The 23,076-nt window shown below is 37.0% G+C and carries 22 protein-coding genes; 17 read left to right on the forward strand and 5 right to left on the reverse strand.

The features are described 5' to 3' along the window. Positions 1–132 precede the first annotated feature (132 nt). On the forward strand, positions 133–1,095 hold the full coding sequence (locus BKO01S_RS07870; protein ID WP_066052024.1) for a LacI family DNA-binding transcriptional regulator: 963 nt from the start codon (positions 133–135) through the stop codon (positions 1,093–1,095). A 64-nt stretch (positions 1,096–1,159) separates the two neighbouring features. Here the strand turns inward: BKO01S_RS07870 and BKO01S_RS24285 are convergent, their stop codons facing one another. Continuing rightward, positions 1,160–1,303, reverse strand: a complete 144-nt coding sequence (locus BKO01S_RS24285) for a hypothetical protein (RefSeq protein WP_157077327.1) — start codon at positions 1,301–1,303, stop codon at positions 1,160–1,162. Between the two features lie 617 nt (positions 1,304–1,920). On the opposite strand from BKO01S_RS24285, the gene BKO01S_RS07880 reads away from it, so the two are divergent. The 6 genes from BKO01S_RS07880 to BKO01S_RS07905 all read left to right on the forward strand — a co-directional run bounded on the left by BKO01S_RS07880 (position 1,921) and on the right by BKO01S_RS07905 (position 8,159). Next, entirely contained in the window at positions 1,921–3,009 is a 1,089-nt protein-coding gene (locus BKO01S_RS07880; protein ID WP_232311194.1) for a diguanylate cyclase, read from the forward strand. 204 nt (positions 3,010–3,213) lie between these two features. Continuing rightward, positions 3,214–4,083: a cation diffusion facilitator family transporter gene (locus BKO01S_RS07885; RefSeq protein WP_066051429.1), complete on the forward strand. Its 870-nt coding sequence runs from the start codon at positions 3,214–3,216 to the stop codon at positions 4,081–4,083. Between the two features lie 263 nt (positions 4,084–4,346). Continuing rightward, the gene (locus BKO01S_RS07890) at positions 4,347–5,606 is read left to right on the forward strand and encodes an ATP-binding protein (protein ID WP_066051432.1); all 1,260 of its coding nucleotides are present in this window, start codon (positions 4,347–4,349) and stop codon (positions 5,604–5,606) included. A gap of 33 nt (positions 5,607–5,639) precedes the next feature. Beyond that, complete coding sequence (locus BKO01S_RS07895; protein ID WP_066051435.1) at positions 5,640–6,092, forward strand: 2-thiouracil desulfurase family protein; 453 nt, start codon at positions 5,640–5,642, stop codon at positions 6,090–6,092. A gap of 203 nt (positions 6,093–6,295) precedes the next feature. After that, a complete protein-coding gene (locus BKO01S_RS07900; RefSeq protein WP_066051438.1) occupies positions 6,296–7,216 on the forward strand; it encodes an ABC transporter ATP-binding protein in 921 nt (306 codons plus the stop codon). Further along, a complete protein-coding gene (locus BKO01S_RS07905) occupies positions 7,209–8,159 on the forward strand; it encodes an ABC transporter permease (RefSeq protein ID WP_066051441.1) in 951 nt (316 codons plus the stop codon). The genes BKO01S_RS07900 and BKO01S_RS07905 overlap by 8 nt, the downstream gene beginning before the upstream one ends. A gap of 24 nt (positions 8,160–8,183) precedes the next feature. On the opposite strand, the gene BKO01S_RS07910 is transcribed toward BKO01S_RS07905, so the two are convergent. Then, positions 8,184–9,266, reverse strand: a complete 1,083-nt coding sequence (locus BKO01S_RS07910) for a thermonuclease family protein (RefSeq protein ID WP_232311195.1) — start codon at positions 9,264–9,266, stop codon at positions 8,184–8,186. Between the two features lie 124 nt (positions 9,267–9,390). On the opposite strand from BKO01S_RS07910, the gene BKO01S_RS07915 reads away from it, so the two are divergent. After that, positions 9,391–10,011 (forward strand): NUDIX hydrolase, encoded by a 621-nt coding sequence (locus tag BKO01S_RS07915; protein ID WP_066051444.1) that lies wholly within the window; start codon positions 9,391–9,393, stop codon positions 10,009–10,011. Here the strand turns inward: BKO01S_RS07915 and pdxR are convergent. Beyond that, complete coding sequence (pdxR, locus tag BKO01S_RS07920) at positions 10,003–11,445, reverse strand: MocR-like pyridoxine biosynthesis transcription factor PdxR (RefSeq protein ID WP_232311196.1); 1,443 nt, start codon at positions 11,443–11,445, stop codon at positions 10,003–10,005. The genes BKO01S_RS07915 and pdxR overlap by 9 nt on opposite strands. A 67-nt stretch (positions 11,446–11,512) precedes the next feature. On the opposite strand from pdxR, the gene BKO01S_RS07925 reads away from it, so the two are divergent. From BKO01S_RS07925 to BKO01S_RS07945, 5 genes are all read left to right on the forward strand, one after another. After that, positions 11,513–11,920 carry a GNAT family N-acetyltransferase gene (locus tag BKO01S_RS07925; RefSeq protein WP_084362010.1) on the forward strand — a complete coding sequence of 136 codons (408 nt, stop codon included), beginning with the start codon at positions 11,513–11,515 and terminating at the stop codon, positions 11,918–11,920. A gap of 98 nt (positions 11,921–12,018) precedes the next feature. Next, positions 12,019–12,864: a hypothetical protein gene (locus tag BKO01S_RS07930; protein WP_066051450.1), complete on the forward strand. Its 846-nt coding sequence runs from the start codon at positions 12,019–12,021 to the stop codon at positions 12,862–12,864. A 122-nt stretch (positions 12,865–12,986) separates the two neighbouring features. Then, positions 12,987–13,517 (forward strand): CBO0543 family protein, encoded by a 531-nt coding sequence (locus BKO01S_RS07935; RefSeq protein WP_066051453.1) that lies wholly within the window; start codon positions 12,987–12,989, stop codon positions 13,515–13,517. 117 nt (positions 13,518–13,634) lie between these two features. After that, positions 13,635–15,185, forward strand: a complete 1,551-nt coding sequence (locus BKO01S_RS07940) for a sensor domain-containing diguanylate cyclase (protein WP_066051456.1) — start codon at positions 13,635–13,637, stop codon at positions 15,183–15,185. Positions 15,186–15,358: 173 nt separating this feature from the next. Next, positions 15,359–15,913, forward strand: coding sequence for a DUF5698 domain-containing protein (locus BKO01S_RS07945; protein ID WP_066051459.1), 555 nt, complete (start codon positions 15,359–15,361; stop codon positions 15,911–15,913). A 19-nt stretch (positions 15,914–15,932) separates the two neighbouring features. On the opposite strand, the gene BKO01S_RS07950 is transcribed toward BKO01S_RS07945, so the two are convergent. Further along, complete coding sequence (locus BKO01S_RS07950; protein ID WP_232311197.1) at positions 15,933–16,619, reverse strand: TetR/AcrR family transcriptional regulator; 687 nt, start codon at positions 16,617–16,619, stop codon at positions 15,933–15,935. 179 nt (positions 16,620–16,798) lie between these two features. Between BKO01S_RS07950 and BKO01S_RS07955 the strand changes: the two genes are divergently transcribed. From BKO01S_RS07955 to BKO01S_RS07970, 4 genes are all read left to right on the forward strand, one after another. Then, the gene (locus tag BKO01S_RS07955; protein ID WP_066051461.1) at positions 16,799–18,373 is read left to right on the forward strand and encodes a BCCT family transporter; all 1,575 of its coding nucleotides are present in this window, start codon (positions 16,799–16,801) and stop codon (positions 18,371–18,373) included. A gap of 32 nt (positions 18,374–18,405) precedes the next feature. Further along, positions 18,406–20,454: a CocE/NonD family hydrolase gene (locus tag BKO01S_RS07960; RefSeq protein WP_157077328.1), complete on the forward strand. Its 2,049-nt coding sequence runs from the start codon at positions 18,406–18,408 to the stop codon at positions 20,452–20,454. A gap of 164 nt (positions 20,455–20,618) precedes the next feature. Further along, positions 20,619–21,200 carry a pyridoxamine 5'-phosphate oxidase family protein gene (locus BKO01S_RS07965; protein ID WP_066052036.1) on the forward strand — a complete coding sequence of 194 codons (582 nt, stop codon included), beginning with the start codon at positions 20,619–20,621 and terminating at the stop codon, positions 21,198–21,200. Positions 21,201–21,306: 106 nt separating this feature from the next. Beyond that, a complete protein-coding gene (locus BKO01S_RS07970) occupies positions 21,307–22,050 on the forward strand; it encodes a GTP pyrophosphokinase (RefSeq protein ID WP_066051464.1) in 744 nt (247 codons plus the stop codon). A 64-nt stretch (positions 22,051–22,114) separates the two neighbouring features. Here BKO01S_RS07970 and BKO01S_RS07975 read toward each other — a convergent pair whose 3' ends face one another. Continuing rightward, a complete protein-coding gene (locus BKO01S_RS07975) occupies positions 22,115–22,705 on the reverse strand; it encodes a guanylate kinase (RefSeq protein WP_066051467.1) in 591 nt (196 codons plus the stop codon). Between the last annotated feature and the right edge of the window lie 371 nt (positions 22,706–23,076).

A 23,076-nucleotide genomic window follows, 5' to 3' on the forward strand; every position in this document is an offset into this window, starting at 1 on the left:
GTAAAAGATGATAAGATGACTAGTAAGATATACCATTCAAATGGAAAACCATTTCTCCCTGTTTATTACATTTTTAGCTTAAATGGTGAAACGCGTTTCAGTGCAAGAAAAAGTTTCTTAAAGGGTGAGTGTATGGCGAATATTAGAGAAATCGCAAGAATGGCTGGAGTCTCTGTCACAACTGTCTCTCGTGTATTAAACGATCACCCATATGTGAGTGAAGAGAAAAAGGCAGCTGTACAAAAAGTGATGGAGGAAGTAAATTATCAGCGTAATATCAATGCTGTTCACTTAAGTAAAGGGAAAACGTATTTAATAGGTGTCGTTATTCCTTTTTCAAATTCTCCTTATTTTGCATTTTTAGTAGAGGGAATTGCAAATGAAGCGGTTAAAAATAATTACAAGCTCGTTCTATTTCAAACAAACTATGAGTTGAATAGAGAAATTGAAGCTTTAAATATGCTTAAGCAAAAACAGATTGATGCGCTAATTATTTGTTCTAGGATTAGTGACTGGGAAGTAATCAGTGAGTATAAAGTATATGGACCGATTATTTTATGTGAAGAAGTAGAAGACAAAATCGTGTCGGCCACTTATATTGATCATTATAAAAGTTTCTCGATTGCATTAAATTATTTACATCAAAAGGGCCACAATCGTATTGGCTATTGCATTGGGAGAAGATCAGGAACGAATAGTGAAATGCGAGAAGCGGCGTATAAGAATTTCCTTTTGGAAAATGGGCAACCATTTTTGCAGGAGTATATTTTTTATGACAGCTATCGCTTTGAAGATGGGGAGGGAATCGTCTCCCGTTTAAAAGAAATGATTTCTCCTCCGACCGCTTTATTGGTTACAAGTGATCAAGTTGCCGCAGGTATTATTACTTGTGCAAGAGAACGAGGAATTCTAGTTCCTAACAAGCTAGCGATTATGGGTTTTGATAATCAACCTATTGCAAAAATCATGAACATCACCACGCTTGAGATTCCTCTAGTTGAGGTTGGTGAAAAATTATTTATTCAGGCGATGCAGTATCCATCAATCTTTCAGGAAGAAATTAAAGTGAAGTTAATCGAGCGTTTAACGGTGTAATCTAACTTATCATAAACAAAAATACCCCACACCTAACTAGAACATAGAAGGTGTGGGGGTTGTTTTACATACCAGATTTAGGGTTTGTGTTGAACTTGCCGTTTTTGTTCTCTTTTTCGTGCCCGTGCACTTGGTCTCCGCCGTTACCTTTTTCCTTTACAATCTTTCCACCTAGTTGAACATTCGGGTAATCTTTTTCAGTCATCATTTCTCACCTCCATCATCTTTACTATCCAAAAAGGAGAGGTATTCTATTCAGACTTGAATCAATTTTGTTATTGGAGTGTCCATCTAAGACGGACAAAATACCCAAAAGTGTCCACGAAGGGTGACAGACACCGTTTCCACTCTTTTCGTGGTGTTTTTTATGTTTGGAGTTTTACTCCGAACTGGAGGATTTCATTTTCTGTTTTTATGATATATCCATATGATTGGTTGAAATCAAGAATAATTTTGTCATCAATTTGTTTGATGGATTCAGGATTAATATAAAAAGGGATATCGGAAACTGTAGTTACTTGATCATCTTCTGCTGGTTCATCCAGAACCAAGTCAAACTTAACGGTGGAACTTCAGCCATTTGACATGGATGTATAGATTCTAATTCCTTTTTGAGGAGGGATTTCTAGTTTTGTTAGTTTTTCTAGTGCGTTATTTGTGATTGAAATGTTCATGTTTATAACTCCTTTCATTTCTGTTATCCTTCCTCTATCCAATAGACAATAAACCTAAGTGAAAAATCTAGTTTAAATTTTATAGTAGAAAAGTAGTGTTTCATATTTTGTAATGAAGAAAAATATGATATGGTACTTTATGGTGATAATAATGTTGATGATTAAAGATTTGTTTACAAATTTAGCAATTGTTGTATCCTTATTATTTTTATATTCGCATATCTTTTCAGCGAGTCCCCTAAAGAAAGATTCAACCTTTATGAGAAAAGTCTTGTTGGGTGTGGTCGGTGGTTTGTTTTCGAATATTCTCATGCAATACAGTATTCGAATAGATACGACAATCGTTGACCTAAGACATATACCAATTATTTTACTAGCGTTTTTTGGTGGTACTTTGCCTGCGGTCATTGGGATGGTATTAGTGATTATCGGCCGCTTGGTAATTGGAGTGAATGCTTCTGCTTATGCATCAGTTATTCTTATGGTTCTTATTACTATCTTTTCAACTTTTATTTCTAAACAAAGGATGTCTAAGAAGAATAAGGCAATATTGATGCTTACTTTTTCTAATATTATTTTTACTTTTGTGATTATTTATTTACTGAGTGATGTCTCTTTACTAGTCAAACTAGTTCCACTATATTGGATTATTTCATATTTAGCTGGTTTTCTCTCATTTTATATTCTTGATTTCATCAGAAAGAGTCAGTTTTTACTGGAAAAATATAAATCTGAGTCCACAACGGATGGATTAACGGGATTAAATAATGTTCGGAAATTTGATGAGGTATTTAACTCGCTGATTAAAGAATTGAATAAAAGTATTCAAAGTTTGTCACTCCTTTATATTGATATTGACTTTTTTAAAAAAATAAACGATACCTATGGTCACTCGGAAGGGGACCTCGTACTAAAGAGACTAGGGACATTACTAACTGAGGCTACAAGAAGCTTCGATGTTGTTAGCCGGAATGGGGGAGAGGAATTTACGGTTCTTCTCCCAGACACTTCCGTTGTAAGAGCAAAGGATATAGCAGAACATATAAGGAAAACGGTGGAGAGCACGGAGTTTTCCTTATCAGGCGGTGGAGTGATTAAGGTAACAGTGTCTGTTGGTGTGGCATCTTATATAGATACAACCGAAAATCCAGGCATGTTAATCGAAGATGCGGATAAAGCTTTATATGCCGCTAAAAAAACTGGACGGAACAAAGTTTGTTGCCACAATGCAATAAATTAAACGAGTAAGAGTCATGACAAGTTTGTCTTGGCTCTTTTTTATGTTAAAATTTACTTCTTCTTGTTTAGGACCCGAAATTTTACCAAGAGAAACATTTTTGTGTAATTAACATTTATATAAAGGGATGAAAAAAGGTTGCTGTAGACCCACCTACCATTCGATTGTTATCCTATTAAAGGAGGTTTTGGGCACGGAGGTGTGAATATGGACAAAGAAAGATATGAACAGCTAAGACTAGGCGAACGTGGGGCGATGATCAGTATCGCAGCTTATATTTGCCTTGCTTTTATTAAATTATTGATTGGATTTTCTACCCAATCAGAGGCCTTAAAGGCGGATGGGTTTAATAATTTAACAGATATAATTGCTTCAATTGCCGTATGGATAGGATTAAGAATGTCTCAAAAGCCACCAGATGAAGATCATCCATATGGTCACTGGAAAGCAGAGAATATTGCGTCATTGGTTGCTTCTTTTATTATGGCGGCAGTCGGATTGAACGTATTACATAAAGCCGTAGTGTCTTTTTTTTCACATGAAAAGGTGGTTCCAGACATGCTAGCAGCGTGGACTGGGCTTCTATGCGCAGTAGTTATGTATCTTGTTTATCGATATAATAAAGCGCTCTCAGAGAGGGTGAAAAGTCAATCTGTGTTAGCGGCAGCCAAGGACAATTTATCAGATGCCTGGGTGAGTGTAGGAGCAGCAATTGGAATCATTGGTTCACAGTTTCAATTACCATGGCTTGATCCCCTAGCTGCTATTATCGTGGGACTCCTAATTTGTAAGACAGCCTATGATATTTTCTATGATTCCTCTCATCAATTAACAGACGGTTTTGATGAGCAGTTAATTGAGGAATATAAAGAGAGTATATTAAAAACTACAGGAGTAGCAGGTATTAAGGATATTCGTGCTAGAAATTACGGTAATAATACAGTGGTTGATATTATTATCTTAGTAAACGAAAACTTAAGTATCCGATCAGCACATGACATCTCCAGCAAAGTTGAAGATAAGCTTATAACGGAATATGATGTTTACAATGTACATGTTCACGTAGAACCTAGCTAGGAGCGGGTAAAACCAATAGTGTATAAATTCTATTGGTTTTTTATGCCCGTCAGAATAGTCCTGTTACGTGCAAGAAACCATCTACATACGGTTGAAAGCACAAAAGGTAAGAAAGGTAATGGTAAAACCTGAAGCATGAACTCCGAAGAGGTAATTGAGGGCTGTCTTAGAAAGATATTATTATTAAATTTTAAAAATTCAAATTTCCTCCCATAATTCTATGATATGATAACAGTAAAAAATCCATTTATAGAGGCATACCTATGAAAATATGGGGTCAAATCATTTTTGTACTTTTCACATTAGGAATAACCATTTTCCATAATTTTTCTCATGGAGAGAGCATCTTTACCTTTGAGCTCTTTTTTTACGGGGCACTCTCGTGGTTTCTCGGAAGACAGTACGACAAGGCGAAGCATTATGAACAGATTGCTAGATTAAGTGGAAAGAGTTATAAGAATTTATTAGATTCTCTCCCTAGCACCATTATTATTCATAAAGACCAGCAAGTCATTTATGTAAATGACTTTGCAGTGACAATGTTTCGTGCTCCTAATCGTAAAGCGCTAATTGGCAAATCTACTTTAGAACTCGTTACTCCTAAGTATGCAGATCAATTGAAAAAGAGAACACGAGCATTATCTAATGGAAATGAACCTTTAAAAAGCATTGAATACAAGTTGAAACGACACGATGGAACCACGATGGATTTTGAGGTGTCTTCACTAAAAATCATTTTTGAAGGTGTGGAGGCCATTCTTTCAATCGGTAAAGACATTACTGAGAAAAATGAGCACACAGACCAATTACTACAAAAGTCCGAAAAACTAGCCCTTTTGGGACAAATGGCTGCAGGAATCGCTCATGAAATTAGAAATCCGTTAACTTCTATTCGAGGATTCGTTCAACTGTTTAAAGGGGAACAAGACCAGAATGTTTATTATGATATTGTTCTATCTGAATTAGATCGAATCAATGGAATTGTAGGAGAGTTTTTGTTCCTATCAAAACCGACAGTGGCATCTATGCAGGACCGTGATGTGAAAATGCTGTTAGGTAATGTTATCACGTTAATCCAAACACAAACGATCCTAAACAACATCCAAATATCAATGGAGTATGAGAGTAATCTACCAAATGTTTATTGTGATGAAAATCAATTAAAGCAAGTATTTCTAAATATACTAAAGAATGCAACTGAGGCAATGCCTAATGGAGGAAGCATTGAGTTAAAGGTCAAGAAGGATGAGGAGAAGGGGATTATCATTCAAATTACTGACCAAGGTGTGGGCATACCAAAAGAACGTATTCCGACGCTCGGTGAACCTTTTTACACAACAAAGGAAAAGGGGACAGGTTTAGGTTTGATGACTTGTTATAAGATTATCGAGAACCATCAAGGTCAGCTGCATATTGATAGTGAAGTAAATAAAGGGACAACGATTCGCATTATATTACCTACTACAAGGGATGTTGTAAAAGAAACTGGCACAAGCTTTGAAAACATAAAGATAACGTTATAACCTGTCATATAGACTAAATTTTTGAGGTGAGAAATGATTGTTGTCAGTGCATGTTTAGCAGGATTGCCTGTTCGTTACAATGGGCTAAGTTCTTTAGAAAAGAAAATACATAGACTGGTAAGTGAAAAGAAAGCTATTACCGCATGTCCTGAATTACTAGGCGGACTTGAAACACCTAGGCAGCCAGCCGAAATTGTCGGTGGATCCGGAGAAGATGTGTTGGATGGAAAGGCTAAGGTTTTTGACAATGCTGGAACAGACGTGACGGACGCATTTGTTAAAGGGGCTTATGAAACGCTTGCTATTGTCAAAAAGATCCAAGCAACAGTAGTAGTTTTGAAGGAGAACAGCCCATCATGTGGAAGTGGGAAAATCTATGATGGAACCTTTACAGGTGAAAAAGTGAAAGGGCACGGTGTAACTGCTGCGTTGTTGAGGAGAAATGGAGTACGAATCATTTCGGAGACACAGTTTCTTAAAGAGTAATAAATGTTGAAAGAAGCGCAAGGTGATTCCTGCGCTTTTTATTTTGGATGTAAAACCCTCGTCCTCAAGAGAAGATCCCTGTGTTCTTATCTTTTTATTTACGTCTAAAGTCTTAGAAAAAACTACGGCGGGGGCTCGTGTGCTCTCCTTCTTATACCAAGTATGATAAATAAAGATCATAAGAGATGGAAGGTGTTACGAAAATGACAGGGATTGTTCAGTTACAAAATGTCACAAAGACGATTAAAGGGAAAACGATCATTGACTCTCTGAGCTTTGAAGTGAATAAAGGGGAGGTGTTTGGCTTTCTAGGACCAAATGGTGCTGGTAAAACGACTACAATCCGTATGATGGTTGGACTAATCGGGATAACCTCAGGTGATATCAAAATCGGAGGCAATAGTATTCAATCTAATTTTGAGCAAGCGGTGAGTCGAATAGGAGCCATTGTCGAGAATCCAGAGATGTACAAATTTTTAACAGGCTATGAAAATCTTATCCATTTTGCTAGATTGTCTAATAAAGTCGATAAGCAGAAGATTGACGAGGTCGTTAAGCTCGTAAATTTATCGGACCGTATTCATGACAAAGTTAAGAATTATTCACTTGGGATGCGCCAAAGATTAGGAGTAGCACAGGCGCTTTTGCACGACCCAGAGGTACTAATACTTGATGAGCCAACAAATGGACTTGATCCTGCGGGTATTCGGGAAATGAGGGATCATCTTAAAATGCTTACAAGGGAAAAGGGTTTAGCTGTAATCGTGTCTAGTCATTTGCTTTCGGAGATGGAGATGATGTGTGATCGGATTGCGATTCTTCAAAAGGGAAAGCTTGTTGATGTTCAAACGATTCAAGATTTTAAAAATGGTGTCGACCATGTTGTTGAGTTTAACGTTGTTCCAGTTGATAAAGCTCTAGTGATTATTCAAGCACTGGGTATCCCTGCACGAAAGGGTGAAGCAGGTTTGACTTGTAAAATTAACAAGGAGGACATTCCTTCTATTGTTAAAAGTTTAACAACAGAAAACATTAACGTTTATGGAATTAAGGAAGTAACTAAATCGTTAGAGGAACGTTTCCTTGAAGTAACGGAGGAAAGAGAGGTATCGCTTTATGCTTAAGCTATTACAAAACGAATGGATGAAAATCATCAAGCGTCCTGGTACATTTGTGATGATGGGCCTTTTACTAGTAACCGTTGTTCTTATGGGGGGAATCATTAAATACCAAAGTCAAGATGAGAAGCCAAACCCGAACTGGAAGCTGGAGATTCAAACGACGATAGCTGAACAGAAGCAAAATCTTGTACAGATGGAGAATGTACCAAAGGGACAAAGAGAATATTTGGAGAAAAGTATTGCCATTAATGAATACCGTTTGGAACATAATCTCGCTCCGAATGGGGAATATGCTATATGGAGCTTTGTTCAAGATGCCTCCAGCTTAATACAATTAGCAGGATTATTTACAATAATTGTTGCAGCTGGAATAGTAGCGTCTGAATTTAACTGGGGCACAATTAAATTGCTTCTTATTCGACCGACAAGCCGGTCAAAAATCCTTTTAGCGAAGTATACAACCGTTATTTCTTTCGCCTTACTTATGCTGACCTTATTATTTGGCTTCTCCACTCTAGTTGGATGGATTGCATTTGGTATGCCAGAACAGTCAACTCCTTATTTAAATTATTTTGCTGGAAAAGTAACCGAAGAATCGATGGTTTTTCACTTGATTAAATTTCATGGTTTAAGTTCGATTAGTATGATTATGCTGTCGACCATGGCTTTTATGATATCGGCAGTTTTCAGAAACAGCTCACTTGCTATTGGGTTATCAATTTTCCTTATGTTTACCGGGGCTCAATTTACCAATTTAATTGCTATAAAATTTGATTGGGCAAAGTATATTTTATTTGCAAACACAGATCTAATGCAATATTTTGAAGGAATGCCATTGGTAGAGGGAATGACGTTACCTTTTTCTGTTAGCATGCTTGTCGTATATTTTGTCCTTTTCCATAGTCTTGCCTTTTTCGTTTTTAGGAAAAGAGACGTCGCTGCATAAAGAAAATGACCACCTCTTTGGTGGTCATACTCTTATCTTTATAAAACGAATCACTTCAATGACTAGGATTACTAGTACGAAGAAAAATAAAGCAGTATAAACAGGGAATAGGAGCAAGGCATTGACCCAGAGGTTTTTTGTCCACATTTTATGAATTAGAAGTGGTTGAATCCCTCTCTTCCTGCTAAAACGAGGGAACATAAAAAAGAGAAATACGGTTGCTAAAGCAAAGATCCCTAGGCCAGTTAAACCACTGCTTTGCTCGGGTTCAATCGGTTGTCTTTGCTCCATGTTCTCCTCAGTGGAAGCGTCGTTTTTTTCCGTATTGGTAGGTGCGACTACTTCCTTAGAAGAGTCCTCATGAATATTCTCTTCCTCATTTTTAACTGTGTATATTCCAACCTTATTGGCTTTGGCCTCTAGCATCGCTTCATTTATACGGTCTTCGTATTTATATGTGCCATAATCGTAAAAATCTTCAACTAAACCAGCCTTCGTAATTTCTTCTTGGTGAAGCTTTCCATCCACAAAAACCCAGGCTAACAAACGGTCATATTTGTCATAAAGAGAAGGGCCATCGGTTTCAATGGTAATTTCACCTTTAGATAATAAGGAACACGAATTGTCACTTCCCTCTTTTCCGTAAGGTTCCTGTTGGTTTGTGCTCTCCGGAGTATCAATGTATAAAAATCTGGTTTTATAGGACGCCCCGTTAATCGTAAACGTAGCGGTGTCTCCGTCAGTGCATTTTTCCAACGTGGCTTTGTATGTTTTTCCTAATTCCAATGGGCCGTTTGTTAATGTTGATGCGCTAGCCACACTACTTTTTGAAAAAGTATACCCTCCAAGGTCCACATTGTTTTCTGATAATCCACTCGAACATGTTGAGTTACTATTATGCACCTTAATGAAGGTAATGAGTTCTGACATATTTGAGGCACTTTTCGCAAGCTCAGTTGGTTCATGTAACAAGTAGACACAATCAGCTCGTCGAAAATGTCCTCCAAGCTCATCTCTTGACCCATTATGTGCCCATGCCTGTAAAGGGAGGTTGGACATCAGTAAAAAGGTAAATATGATGGTAATTATCTGGGTCTTTCTAGTCAATACGTTTCCTCCTAAATCTAGTTGCTATCAGCTAATATATCACAATGAAAGAAATGCTGAAATAGTAATACACGTCCAAGTGGTGATAAAATGGATGTATTATTTAGTCAAAAGGAGAGTTGTTATGGAATCAGAACTGTTGCGGATTTTTAATGAAGACCATGAGCCAATAGGTGTAGCTACGCGGGCTGAAATACATGGAAAGGGGTATTGGCACGAGACGTTTCACTATTGGCTAATGGAAAAGGAGCAGGGGGAAGACTATATATTTCTTCAGCTACGAAGCTCAAAGAAAAAAGATTATCCGAACCTTTTGGATATTACAGCAGCAGGTCATTTACTTGCAAATGAGACAGTTGAAGATGGAATTCGTGAAGTGGAAGAGGAAATAGGATTGACCGTTGAAATGGATGACCTGCTATTTCTAGGGATTCTCAAGTATTCGGTTAAGATGGAACCGTTATTCGATAACGAGTTGGCTCACGTCTTTTTACATATGAAAAATGTTCAATGGGATTCGTTTATTCTTCAGGAAGAAGAAGTCGCAGGGATTTACCGAATGAAGTTTAGTGACTTTGTAGCTCTTTGGAAGAATGAAAAGGAGCAGATTCCAATGCAAGGCTTTGAAGTGGAAAATGGAGAGAGATCTTTCTATGAAAAATCTGTTGATAAGGAACAGTTTGTCCCACATGATCAAACGTTTTATGAGGCATTAATTAATAAAATTCAGCTGGAGCTAAAATAGCTCCCAAGCTGTTTGTAATAAATGAATTCCTGTTTGCATTTCTCTTTCCGATACGCCACCATATCCTAGCAAAACCATGGGAATATTGGGATGAGGATCGCCGTCATAATAAACAGATGTAGGATACACCCTAACCCCCATTTTTTCAGCATGACTAATTAGTTCACTTTCGGTCATGTGGTTATGTACCTTGAGTAAAATATGTAGTCCTGAATCTACTCCAATTACTGTTACGTGTTCTCCTAACCTTTCGGTAATGAGAGCGAGCAAAACAGTCTGTTTTTTCCTATAAGTGTTTCTCATTTTTTGCAAATGACGACTCCAGTGACCTTCTTTCATAAACAAGTACAACGTCTGTTGATGCAGTCTTGATACGGTCTGTTTGTAGATCGAAAAACGATCTTGGTACCGCGAAAGAAGAGTAGGTGGAAGGACCATGAAGCTAATTCTCAAAGACGGAATCAATGATTTTGAAAAGGTGCCAAGATAAATCACCCGTCCATGCTTGTCTAGACCTTGTAACGATGGGATCGGTTTTCCTGTATAACGAAATTCCCCGTCATAGTCATCCTCAATAATATAACTCTCCGTTTCGTGTGCCCATTTCAATAGCTCCATTCTCCTTGAGATGGGCATTACCATTCCCATTGGAAACTGATGAGAGGGGGTCACGTACGTTACGCTAGCTTTACTGGCTACTAAATCTTCCATTTTTATACCTTCTTGATCTAATTCAATGCCTAAAAGCTTGACACCTTGGTCCTTAAATGCCTCTCGAGTGCGGTGGAAACCTGGATTCTCCATTGAATATACTCTATCTCGTCCAATGAGCATCGTAAGAAAAGTAACCATATATTGTGTGCCTGCACCAATTAGAATTTGATCAGGTTCACATTGAACCCCGCGGGATTGGTATAGATATTTGGCGATTTCGACGCGGAGAGGAAGATCCCCTTGACGATGCCCACTTAATAAGAGGTGGCTTTCGTCTTCATAAAGACTTTGTACCGTCAGTTTACGCCAAGTGGGAAACGGAAACTCATTTCGAGCAATGTTTCCGTGACCGAAGTCTACTTTGATTGGATTAACGATAGGATTCTTCTGTAGTTTGTCATGGGGTGAGGTGCGCTCTTTTTCATTGAAAAACCCCATTTCAAGTTGAGTCACAAATAATCCCTTTCTCGGTTCACTCTTGACATATCCTTCAGCTATTAATTGCTGATAAGCGCTCTCAACGGTTGTTTGACTAATCTGCAAATGGGTAGATAGCTTTCTTTTTGAAGGTAATTTTGTTTCAGGAATCAGTCTCCCCTCAACAATTTCTTTCTTAAAAAAAGAGTAAAGCTGTAAGTAGAGGGGCTCCGAGCTATTAGAATCAAAAGAAAGTGTAATTTCAAGAATAGGTATGTCCCTCCTGTTCATATAAACTGGCATGGTCAATTATAACATATCTGACACTTTAGTGATGGTCAGTAGATGGATAAAATAATAAAAAAAGGAGATGAAAAAGATGACAACGATACACTATGAAGAAAGTAAAACAATCTCTGCAGAGGAGCTGGCAGCCGTTTTTAGAAAATCTGGCATAAGAAGACCCGTCGAGGACCTTCCGAGACTACAAAAAATGATTGACCAAGCGGATATTACGATCACAGCTTGGGAGGGTGGGACACTTGTAGGCATTGCAAGAGCAATTACTGATTTTAGCTATTGCTGTTATTTATCAGATTTAGCGGTTGATCGAGATTATCAGAAAAAAGGGATTGGAAAAGAGCTTGTAAGACGTGTTCATGAACAGTTAGGAGATGATATATCCTTACTCCTTTTGGCATCACCAATAGCCATGGAGTATTACCCGAAAATTGGATTTCAGAAAATCGAAAATGGCTATATCATACCTAGAAAATAAAGAACCAAATTCAAGTGGGATTTTTTTAAGAGTAATGAAGATTTTTGTCGAAATTTGGAATAATGTATAGAAAGGAGTTAGAGAAGGAGTGGTCACTAATGGATTATCATTCCATCTGGTATCTTGCGTTAGTGGCCGCAAGTAGCCTTCTGTTTATATACACTTACTACAAAAAAAGCAATCATCCAGTATTTTTACTATTGCTAGCCACTACTGGATTTGGCTATATCATAGAGGGGGTTATATATAACATTTTGCATTGTTATGTGTATTACCCTCATTTTATTCCTAGTAATCCTACGTATGATAGCAACATGGGAGCAATTGCCTCAAATGCATTTGTCTTACCAGTTATCGGTGTGTTTCTAGCAACGCAGGGGAAAAATTGGGGTTGGTCACTTTTCTTTTCAGTACTACTCGTAGGGATTGAATGGTTATTTCTAGAGCTTAAAATATATCAGCATAATTGGTGGAGAATTGAGTTTACCTTTTTTGGACTATTATTTTTTTATTTTCCAATAATTAAATTGTTGTACCGGTGGTTGTTGGAAAAACAAGAAGGTATTCGCCACTTTTTGTTATTGTTCTTAATTATTAGTCCAATTTTAGGAACAATTCATATGCTTCCAATCATGTTTTTATCAAATCGTTATTACGATTTAGGGTGGTATGAGAATGTGTTTCAGGACACAAATGCATTTGCAGCTATTTACTATATAGGCTCTGGCCTTCTCATAACGGCTTTGGCCAAGCTAAAGTTAAGATATAGATGGGGGAAATATATTTTCTTACTAGTTGCGCTTTTGTCCATTAGTGGTTTTCTAATACATAACAGAATCCTAAAGGTTTTTGTTTGTTGGGACCCTTATTTTTATGCAATCTTCCCAGGTATAGTTTTATTTTTAGGAGAAAAGGTCAGTCAAAGAATAAAGGAGTCGAATTGAATGAGAAAGTAGCACAGGGAGTCAACTGTGCTATCTGTTGTGTAAAATTCTTTTGTTATGGAAAGACTCGAATTATAGGGGTAATCTCCTAAAAAATGTATGTAAATAGGAGATGCTAGATCATGGTAAATGTACTCTATGCGTCCGTCTGGATTTTCGCGATGTGGAAATGGGGGGACTGGAAGAACTGGCAAAAGTACTACCCAACTATTCTATTTTTTATTATAGGAGATTTTATTTATTTGTATTTATTATCAGATCTTTATCCAATGTGGCGATACAATCCACCTGAAATCGATAGACAAGCAGGACTCACGAATACGCATATCTCTTTATCTGTAATGTTGATTAAATACCCGGCCACTGCACTCATTTATTTATCCAAATTCCCGAAGGACAAACTTAGCAAGCAGATATTATATTTATTAGGATGGACCTGTCTGTACATGATTAACGAAGGGATCGACTATAAAACAGGTCTCATTACATATACGAATGGGTGGAACATAAAATGGTCGATAGTATTTAATATGGTTATGTTTTTGGTTTTATGGATCCATTATCGTAGACCAATCCTAGCTTGGGCGGTTTCTTTTATATTTATCCTATCTCTATGGCAAATCTTTGATGTACCATCGAAGGTTTTCCGGTAAGAATGCTATTAAAGCAGTCAAAGCGTGTCTGCTTTTATTTTTCACAGGTTAGACATTAAAAATATTAAATTCTATCCGATATAGAAATTGACACAGAATATCTATGCGGAGAAACAGATGAATAAAAGAAAAACTACTTTGCAATCAATTATCTTACTATTAATAGCTTTTGCAATGCTTGGAACATATCTAGGTGTAATGATTTCGAGTATCGTCGTTAGTAAGGAAAACAGAGAAAAAGGATATCTAAGTGAAAACCAAGTGTACGCAGAAAAGCTTGCAGATACGACAAATTTACTATTTCAAAATATGTTGCAAACGCTTGAAGTCAGTGCCATTTCCATTTATCCACTTACTAAAAATAGTGACCTTTTATCTGAAGAATTAAGCCAAGTACTAAGTTCAACCAACTTCTTTAACTCGATTTTTTTAGTCGATAAAGAAGGGGAAGTTATACGTTCTGCTCCCCATCTTGATTTAGAGGGAACAAAGATTGATACTCATGGGGTCAATGAAGCAATTAGCAAAAGAAAGCCGCTTATCTCCCAGCCTTATATAAGCAAGGTTACAAATAAATTAATTATACTTGTTTCCATGCCGGTTTTTGATATACAGGGAGAGTATTTTGGTTTTCTTGGAGGAACCATTTATTTAGATGAAGAAAATAGCATTAAAGATACGTTAAGTTTTCATCCGAATCATGCCGTCGATTTATATGTGTATGTTGTGGATTCAAAGGGAAACATTATCTATCATCCTGAAGAAGCTCGGATCGGCGATAATGTGATTGAAAATGGTGCTGTCCAACGAGTCGTAGAGGGCAAGGATGGTAGAATAGAAATAACTAACTCCAAAGGGACTAGAATGCTAGCTGGGTATGCATATGTGAGAACGAGTGATTGGGGAATCGTCAGCCAAACACCGAAGAATTCTTATATTCAACCTTCTTTAGACCTAGTGAAGCAAGTTGGTAAGGTTACAATTCCCTTTGTTATTCTAGTTTTCTTTATATCGGTTTATCTTTTGAAAAAATTTGTGAGTCCACTCCGTGAATTAGCACAGTATGCACATCGAGTGGCTGAAAAAACAACCACTAAAAGACCGGAAATCCCTGAAGATTATTTTGAAGTGAATGAATTAAAGCATACGATGTTTTTAATGGTAGACCATTACCGATCACAAATTCAAATGTTTGAAAATGAAGCCACGTTAGATCCTCTAACCGGTTTGTTTAATCGTCGAACTCTACAAAAGCGAATTCATGAATTTAATGAGTATTCGATTATCCTGTTTGATATTGATCATTTTAAAATGGTAAATGACACGTATGGTCATTTAATGGGTGATGAAGTATTAAAGTTTTTATCTGGTTTAATTCAAAAACAAACGAGGGAATGTGACATATGTTTCCGTTATGGTGGTGAAGAGTTTTTGATACTCCTACCGAATACTACCATAGAAGAAGCGTATCAAATTGCTGAACGCATAAGGAAAACAACTGAGGAAACAATCAGTCCCATTGGTAAAGCGGTCACAATCTCGGTCGGTGTAGGAAACATGCCAAACACCGCCAGCCACCACAACGAGTTATTTAATTTGATTGACCAAGCCTTATACAGAGCAAAAGGGGATGGAAGAAATCAAACAGTGAAAGCGGATCAGGCCTAATAAACAATGAAAAGGCTTGTCTCGATTGAAAGGGACAGGCTTCCCTTTTGATTAACACATATTAGGTTTAATTATATCCATGTTAGGGAAATGAATGTAGATACTCTAGGGTATTTACAGAGGCACTTTTTTTCGTTAGACTTGGCAGAGTGAAAATGTAAGGAGGAATGTGTATGGTTAAGGATATTATTCTTGTATTGGTTCTTCAGTTAGTTTACGTTCCGACTTTTACACTACGAACAATTTTCCTTGTAAAAGGGTTGAGGATGCAAGCAGCATTTTTAGGATTAATTGAGTCTCTTATATACATATTCGGGCTGTCAATCGTATTCAATGGCGAACAGAATGTGATTGTAATGCTAGTATATGCAATAGGATTTGGAATAGGAATTATCATTGGTTCTAGAATTGAAGAAGCATTGGCGATAGGTTATACAACGATTCAAGTAATTCTAACAAATAAAAATATGAAACTCGTTGATCAGCTTCGTAAAGAGGGCTATGGCGTGACTGTTTACGAAGGAGAAGGTATTGAAGCAATCCGTTACAAGCTAGAGGTTTTAACCAAGAGAAACCAAGAAGAAGGTCTATATGACATGATTCAGCAATTTGAACCCAATGCGTTCATAATCGCCTATGAACCGAAAACATTTAGAGGGGGTTTCTTGTTGAAGGCCATGAAAAAAAGAAAGAAAACGAAAAAGCAAATAGAAGAAAACCAAGACTAAAATGAGAACACATCTGACCTCAATCAGATGTGTTTTTCATTTGATTAAATTCAAACATTTTTTCGTTTCGAACAATTTCCGTAATATAATTCATTGTTATTGTTGCAGCTTCATCTAATTTATATGTTCTCCGATTGTTTAAGATATTCGTAAACATTCCTTGCCATATAAGAATAGTAATTTCATTAATTGCATCAATATTTTCTTCCTTGATATACCCAGCTTTACTAGCAGATTCTAGTACGGACCTTCCTCTCTTGGAGACGTTTCTTTCAAATAAGATTGGTTTAAGTTCTTCTGGGATGTTAATTAAGTCACTAGGATAAGTTTTGTAATAATCCTTTAGTAGCTTTTCAGGATTTTCACCCAAATCCATAATAAACACAGCATTAAAAATTTCTGGAGTCTCAAATGAATGCTTACAAAAGCACTCCCAAGCCAATATGTATTGATCGAGGGGATTATTTGCCCTTTGCATGTAGATAGCAACTTCATCCGTATACGGTTTTAGAAACTTCATCGATGCAAAAAAGATGAGGTGAGAAACTTCTGAGAAATAATTATAGATTGTTGCACTATTATAGCCAGCCCGGTCAGCTACTTTGCGTATGGTTATTTTCTCAATGCCTTCCTCTTGAATAATTTCTGCAGTTGAGTCGATAAAGTATTTCCACATTCTACTTTTTTTTAAATCTTTTTTATTCAAAAGTCATTCTCCTCACAAATTATAATTATATTGTTCATCAATTATCAGAATATTTTATATTGTCTTGATATTGATGCTATGTTATTATAATCATAATTAAAAAGTAATCATGATTATTTTTAATTTTAACATGTTTGAAGCTGTTTGTAGAACATTTTATGGAAAAAGGGGATGAATGAATGGAAAAGGTGAAAATTGATCCTGTGGTATTTTGGTCATCGTTATTAGTAATTGTTGCTGCAACGCTTTTATTAGTATTGAATCAAGAATCTGCTGAGCCAGTCTTAAACAACCTAATGACAGAAATCACTTATAAGTTAGATTGGACCTTTCAATTGTTAACCGTTGGACTATTTGTTTTATTAATATGGTTAATTTTCGGACGGTATGGGAAGGTAAAGCTGGGGGAAGGGAAGCCTGAATTTTCTAATTTCAGCTGGGGTTCCATGCTTTTTTGTGCGGGGATGGGAACAAGTATTATGTTTTGGTCGATTATGGAGCCAATCTATTATTATATTGGACCACCATTTGGTATTAAACCCAGTACCAATGAAGCCGCAGAGTGGGCCGTTACATATGGATTATTTCATTGGGGTATATCCGCTTGGTCACTATATGCGTTGCCTACAGTCACCATAGCGTATTCATTCTTCGTGAAAAAACAATCATCGTTAAAAATTAGTACAGCTTGTCGTGGAGCATTAGGTAGATATGCGGACGGATGGATTGGGAAAATAATTGATATTTTAGTGATTTGGAGTCTAGTTGGTGGTTTAGGAACTTCATTAGGTCTTGGTGTACCAATGATTTCAGCTGTTATAGGTGAAATCTTGGGTATGGAGCAATCTCTTGGTCTTAGTATCGTTATTATTTTAATTTGGACAACAATTTACTGTTTTAGTGCCTATCTTGGACTTTATAAAGGGATTCGTAAGCTAAGTGATATTAATGTTTACCTAGCATTAGGTCTTGCGGTTTTTGTTCTACTTGTAGGACCAACTTTATTTATCCTCTCATATTTTACAAATAGCCTTGGTTTAATGCTACAAAATATCGTACAAATGAGCTTTTATACGGATCCAATTAATAAGGGAGGATTTCCACAGGCCTGGACGGTTTTTTATTGGGCATGGTTTGCTGCCACAGCACCGTTCATGGGTTTATTTGTGGCAAGGATTTCCAAAGGTAGAACAATAAAAGAGCTTATTAGTTCAATTCTTCTCTGGGGTTCTTTAGGAAGTTGGCTCTATTTTGCTGTCTTTGGTGGATACACCATGCATCTCGAGCTCAATAATATTTTACCAATATCTCAAATTCTAAATGAACAAGGCGGTCCAACTGTAGTTGTAGAGCTATTAAACACTTTACCTCTTAGTAAGATAGTTCTTATTTTCTTCGTCGTGCTTGGTTTCATTTTCCTAGCTACATCGCTTGATTCTGCCACATACATTTTATCGGCAATTGCTACAAAAGAATTAAAAGATCAGCAAGAGCCTGCACGCTGGCATCGGTTGTTGTGGGGGGCAATTCTTGCTGTCATGGCGGTCGCGTTATTAATGGTGGGTGGTCTAAAAGTGATTCAAACTTCGTCTGTTATTGTATCTGTTCCTGTTATTATTATTTATTTGTTATTAGCAATTTCATTAGTAAGATGGTTAAAGCAGGATTTTGGAACTGATCAAAACATTCTAAATCCCGATAGAAAACTTATTGAAAGAAAGTCTTCATTTACAGACAAAGAGGAAAGTTTTTAATAGAAAAAGAGTGTTATTAAGGAGGTTTTCCCGTGGTTTTTAATGTGCGTGATACTAATCTCTTCATCAAAACAGAATATACTCACGAAATTAAGGAAATAGAGCATATTTGGATACCCATGTCAGACGGTACTAGGTTGTCTGCACGGATTTGGATGCCAGCTGATGCTGAACAAAATCCCGTGCCAGCCATACTAGAATATATTCCATATCGAAAAAATGATTTTACAGCGCTGAGAGACTCAATTCGCCATCCTTATTTTGCAGGACATGGGTATGCTAGTATACGAGTAGATATGAGAGGGTCTGGTGATTCGGACGGTATACTTTATGATGAGTACTTAGTTCAGGAGCAAGAAGACGCGTTAGAGGTATTGAGCTGGATTTCTGAGCAATCATGGTCAACAGGGAGTGTTGGTATGATTGGGAAATCCTGGGGAGGTTTCAGTAGCCTTCAGGTTGCAGCTAAACAGCATCCTGCTTTAAAAGCGATCATTACTTTGTGTTCAACAGATGATCGATATGCTGATGATGTACATTATATGGGGGGGTGCCTTCTAGCATCGGATATGTTGTGGTGGGCTTCAACAATGCTTGTCTACAATGCACGACCAGCAGACCCCCTGATTGTTGGGGATGAGTGGAAGAGTACATGGCTTGAACGCTTAGAAAAGACACCTCCATTTGTAGAAAAGTGGGTCCAACATCAACGTCGTGACGATTATTGGAAGCATGGGTCCGTATGTGAGGATTATTCAAAGATTACTATTCCTGTTTTTGCTGTTGGCGGCTGGGCAGATGGCTATACAAATGCGATTTTTCGATTGATCAAAGGATTGGAAGGCCCCCGAAAGGGATTAATTGGTCCATGGGCCCATGAGTATCCAGAAGTAGCTATACCTGGTCCTGCAATTGGATTTCTCCAGGAGTGTATTCGTTGGTGGGACCACTGGTTAAAAGGGAAAGAAACCGGTGTGATGGATGAGCCTTTACTTCGAGCTTGGATTCAAGAAAGTGTCCCTCCACAAGTGGATTACAAAGAAAGACCGGGGAAATGGGTGGCTGAGACAGAGTGGCCATCACCCGATATACAATTTAAAGAGTACTGGTTTGGTGAGGGAAAGTTTGCCGAAAAGGCACTAGAGGAAAAAATAGCTACCATTCCGAGTGTGCAAAGTCATGGATTATATTCGGGTGTATGGTGTCCGTTTGGTCAAGAAGGTGATTTAGCCTCAGATCAGCGATTCGAGAATGGTTTAGCGGTATGTTTCTCCTCTGACCCATTACAACATGATCTGGAAATTTTAGGATCTCCAGAAGTGTCCGTAGAAGTTTCTTCTAATAAACCCAATGCTTTACTTTCTGTTCGGCTATGTGATGTGGACGAAGATGGGGCATCTACATTAGTAAGTTGGGGATTACTGAATCTAACACACCGAGATAGCCACGAGGAGCCAACTCCATTGGTGCCAGGGAAGCGTTATACAGTAAAAGTTCAATTAAATGCAGTAGGTCATAAGTTGAAGGCTGGTCATCGATGGCAAGTGGCATTGTCTCCTACGTACTGGCCCCATGCATGGCCGTCAGGAGAAGTAGTTACGTTACAATTATTCTCTGGGAAAAATACAAAAGTGAGGCTACCTGTACGAAATCCTTCGCCACTAGATAACACTCTTCATGAATTCGATAGACCGGAAACTGCTCCCGTTATGGCAAGAAAGATTCTAAGAGAAGAAAATCGATCACGTAATATCTCTCATAATTTACTTACAGGTGAATGGGTACTTGAGGATTATTCTGATGAAGGAGCACGTCACTTAATAAGTAACGATATTGAGTATGGAAGTGAAAATAGAAATATCTATCAGATTAAGGATGGAGACCCCCTATCTGCTAAAGTAACCTGTGAATGGACATTGCATATAGGTCGAGGAGATTGGAAGACTAGGCTTGAAAGTTTAAGTACGATGAGCGCAGATAAAGACAAATTTTTTATAAAAAATGAATTAATCGCATTTGAAGGGGAAGAACAGGTGTTTTGCAAAACGTGGACATCTGAGATCCCTCGTGATTTGTTATAGTATTACTCGCCCTTGCATCTTGATATGTAAGGGTGTTTTTTTTACATTTGCCATACGAACAATTAAACTATTAGTAAAGTGGTAGTGTAGGAGAAGGGGAGAAGGTTACGTTGAAAAAGATTACATATCAAGAAATCATTAATTCAGTTAATGAATTGCAGTCTATGTTGGGTTATCCAAGCGAAATGGTTAAAAATAAGAGCATATCCTATATTGATCACCACTGTAAAGATTTTATAGAAAAGTCACCATTTTTAGTGTTATCTACGTCCGATAATGAAGGCTATTGTGATGTGTCGCCAAGGGGAGATTTGCCTGGTTTTGTACACGTGTTAAATGACACCCAGCTAGTCATACCTGAAAGACCTGGGAACAAGAGAATGGACTCTATGCGTAATATTTTATCGAATCCGCGAGTGGGATTGATCTTTTTCATCCCTGGTCTAGGTGAAACATTGCGTGTGAATGGTCAGGCGAAACTTATAAAAGATCCAGAAATACTAGAGAGTATGGCTGTAAAGGGAAAGACCCCCTTAGTTGGAATAGCTGTAGATGTGGATGAGTGCTTTATTCATTGTGCAAAAGCATTTATTCGATCAGGTTTATGGGACCCATCTACTTGGCAGGACGAAGGATTATTGCCTTCAGTGGCTACAATCATTTCTGACCATGTGAATTTACCGAATACGACTGCTAAGGCGGTTGAGGAAAGACTGAAGGAAAGTTACAAGGATAGACTTTATTAAGGAACCGTTCAAAATTGTCCTTGGGTTTTAAATTGACATTGTTTGTGAAGAAGTGTACATTAAACTCGAATTAAATACTTCTTTCTTAAAGGGTGAAATAGAACGAATGAGTTCAAATCAAGTTGACTTAAAGCTTTTAAAAAAGTTTAAAAACGAATTAACTCGATTTATGATGTTATATCAATTTGGAATTGATGAACTAAACACAAAGATTGATATTTTAAAGCAGGAATTTCAATATATACATGACTACAGCCCAATTGAACATGTGAAATCTAGAATTAAATCACCAGAAAGCATTCTTAAAAAGGTACAGAGGAAAAATCTTGAGTTTTCTTTGCCAAGCATCAAGGAAAATATTAAAGATATTGCAGGGATTCGAATTACGTGTTCTTTTATTTCTGATATTTTTGAGATAAGTAGAATGCTTGAGAATCAAAGTGATATTGAAGTAATTGAAAAAAAAGATTACATTAATCATCCAAAACCAAATGGTTATCAAAGTTTGCATTTAATTGTGAAAATTCCCGTTTTTATGTCCAATTGTATCGAAAATGTATATGTAGAGGTACAAATTCGTACGATTGGAATGGACTTTTGGGCAAGTCTTGAGCATAAGCTCTATTACAAATTTGAAAACGAGGTCCCAGCTCATTTATCAAAAGAACTGAAAAACGCTGCAGATACGGTAGCGATGTTAGATAAAAAAATGGAAACTTTACATGAAGAAATACGTAAATGGGATTCCGATGATGATGACTTTGAAAGCGAGTTTAACCTTTTACAGGCAAGTGAGGGAAAACTGAATATTCCGAGGGCACTATTAGAGAGTTTTTCTAAGGATAAGTAGTAGTTCCCAATTAAAAAGGACGATTGAAAGGAGCATTAAGCTTTTTCAATCGTCCTTTCTATTATTAATAATCTGTAACAACCATATCTCGATCAAGGAAGGCCTCAATTACTTCACTGATTCGGAATGAAGTCTGTGGTGAATCATAGTTTTCAAATACATGCTCGCAGCTATTTTTATAAGCCATGGTTTCGTCATAGTGGGACATATGACGTTTAATAACATCCTCATTATCTTTGCGTTCTTGCTGACGAGAAATAACCGTATCACGATCTGCGTAAATGAAGAAGCGCATAACACGGTCCCCATACATTTTCTTTAGTTTTTCAGTACCTTCTGGATTTAGTGTCAAGTAAACAAGATTATGTGATTCGAATGCTTTAACAATATCTTCTTCCCGAATACCATAATGGAAACCATCAATTTCTACACTTTCAAGAAACTCTCCATTATCCTCCATTTTCTTGAAAGTAATGTCATCAATAAAAAAATAATCTTCTCCATTTTGTTCGTAATGACGTGGTGAACGAGTAGTATAGGAAAGAACTGTTTCCATGTCAAAAGCAGTTGCCACCATTTTTGCAATCGTTTTTCTTCCGGAACCATCAGGACCTGTGTAAATAAATAATTTTTGTTTGTCTTTAATTTCGTACATAGATAACCTCCTGAAAAATATATTTAAAAATGTTTCAAACAAAATAAGAGAAATTCCAATAAATATCTATATCATCCTATTATAGCAGAAACCTTATGATTGATAAAAAATAATTGAAGCCATATTAACTAGACGAATGAAGGACATGTTTGGTTTCATCCATTCTTGATAATTATATGAAATATTCTGATAACTTAAGCATGCCAAATAAGTGTGAAAAAGGCAAGAGAGTTCTTATATTTTTTTGTAAGATTAATTTACATAAACGAATTTCTTCTCTTTTTTTTGAATATTATGATTGTCATCATATGAAAAAGGTCGTATAGTAATAGTTAATGAGAATGATAATCAATAACGATTGGTTATAGGAG

The sequence above is a fragment of the Robertmurraya korlensis NBRC 107688 genome (assembly GCF_001591645.1).
Lineage (GTDB): Bacteria > Bacillota > Bacilli > Bacillales > Cytobacillaceae > Robertmurraya_A.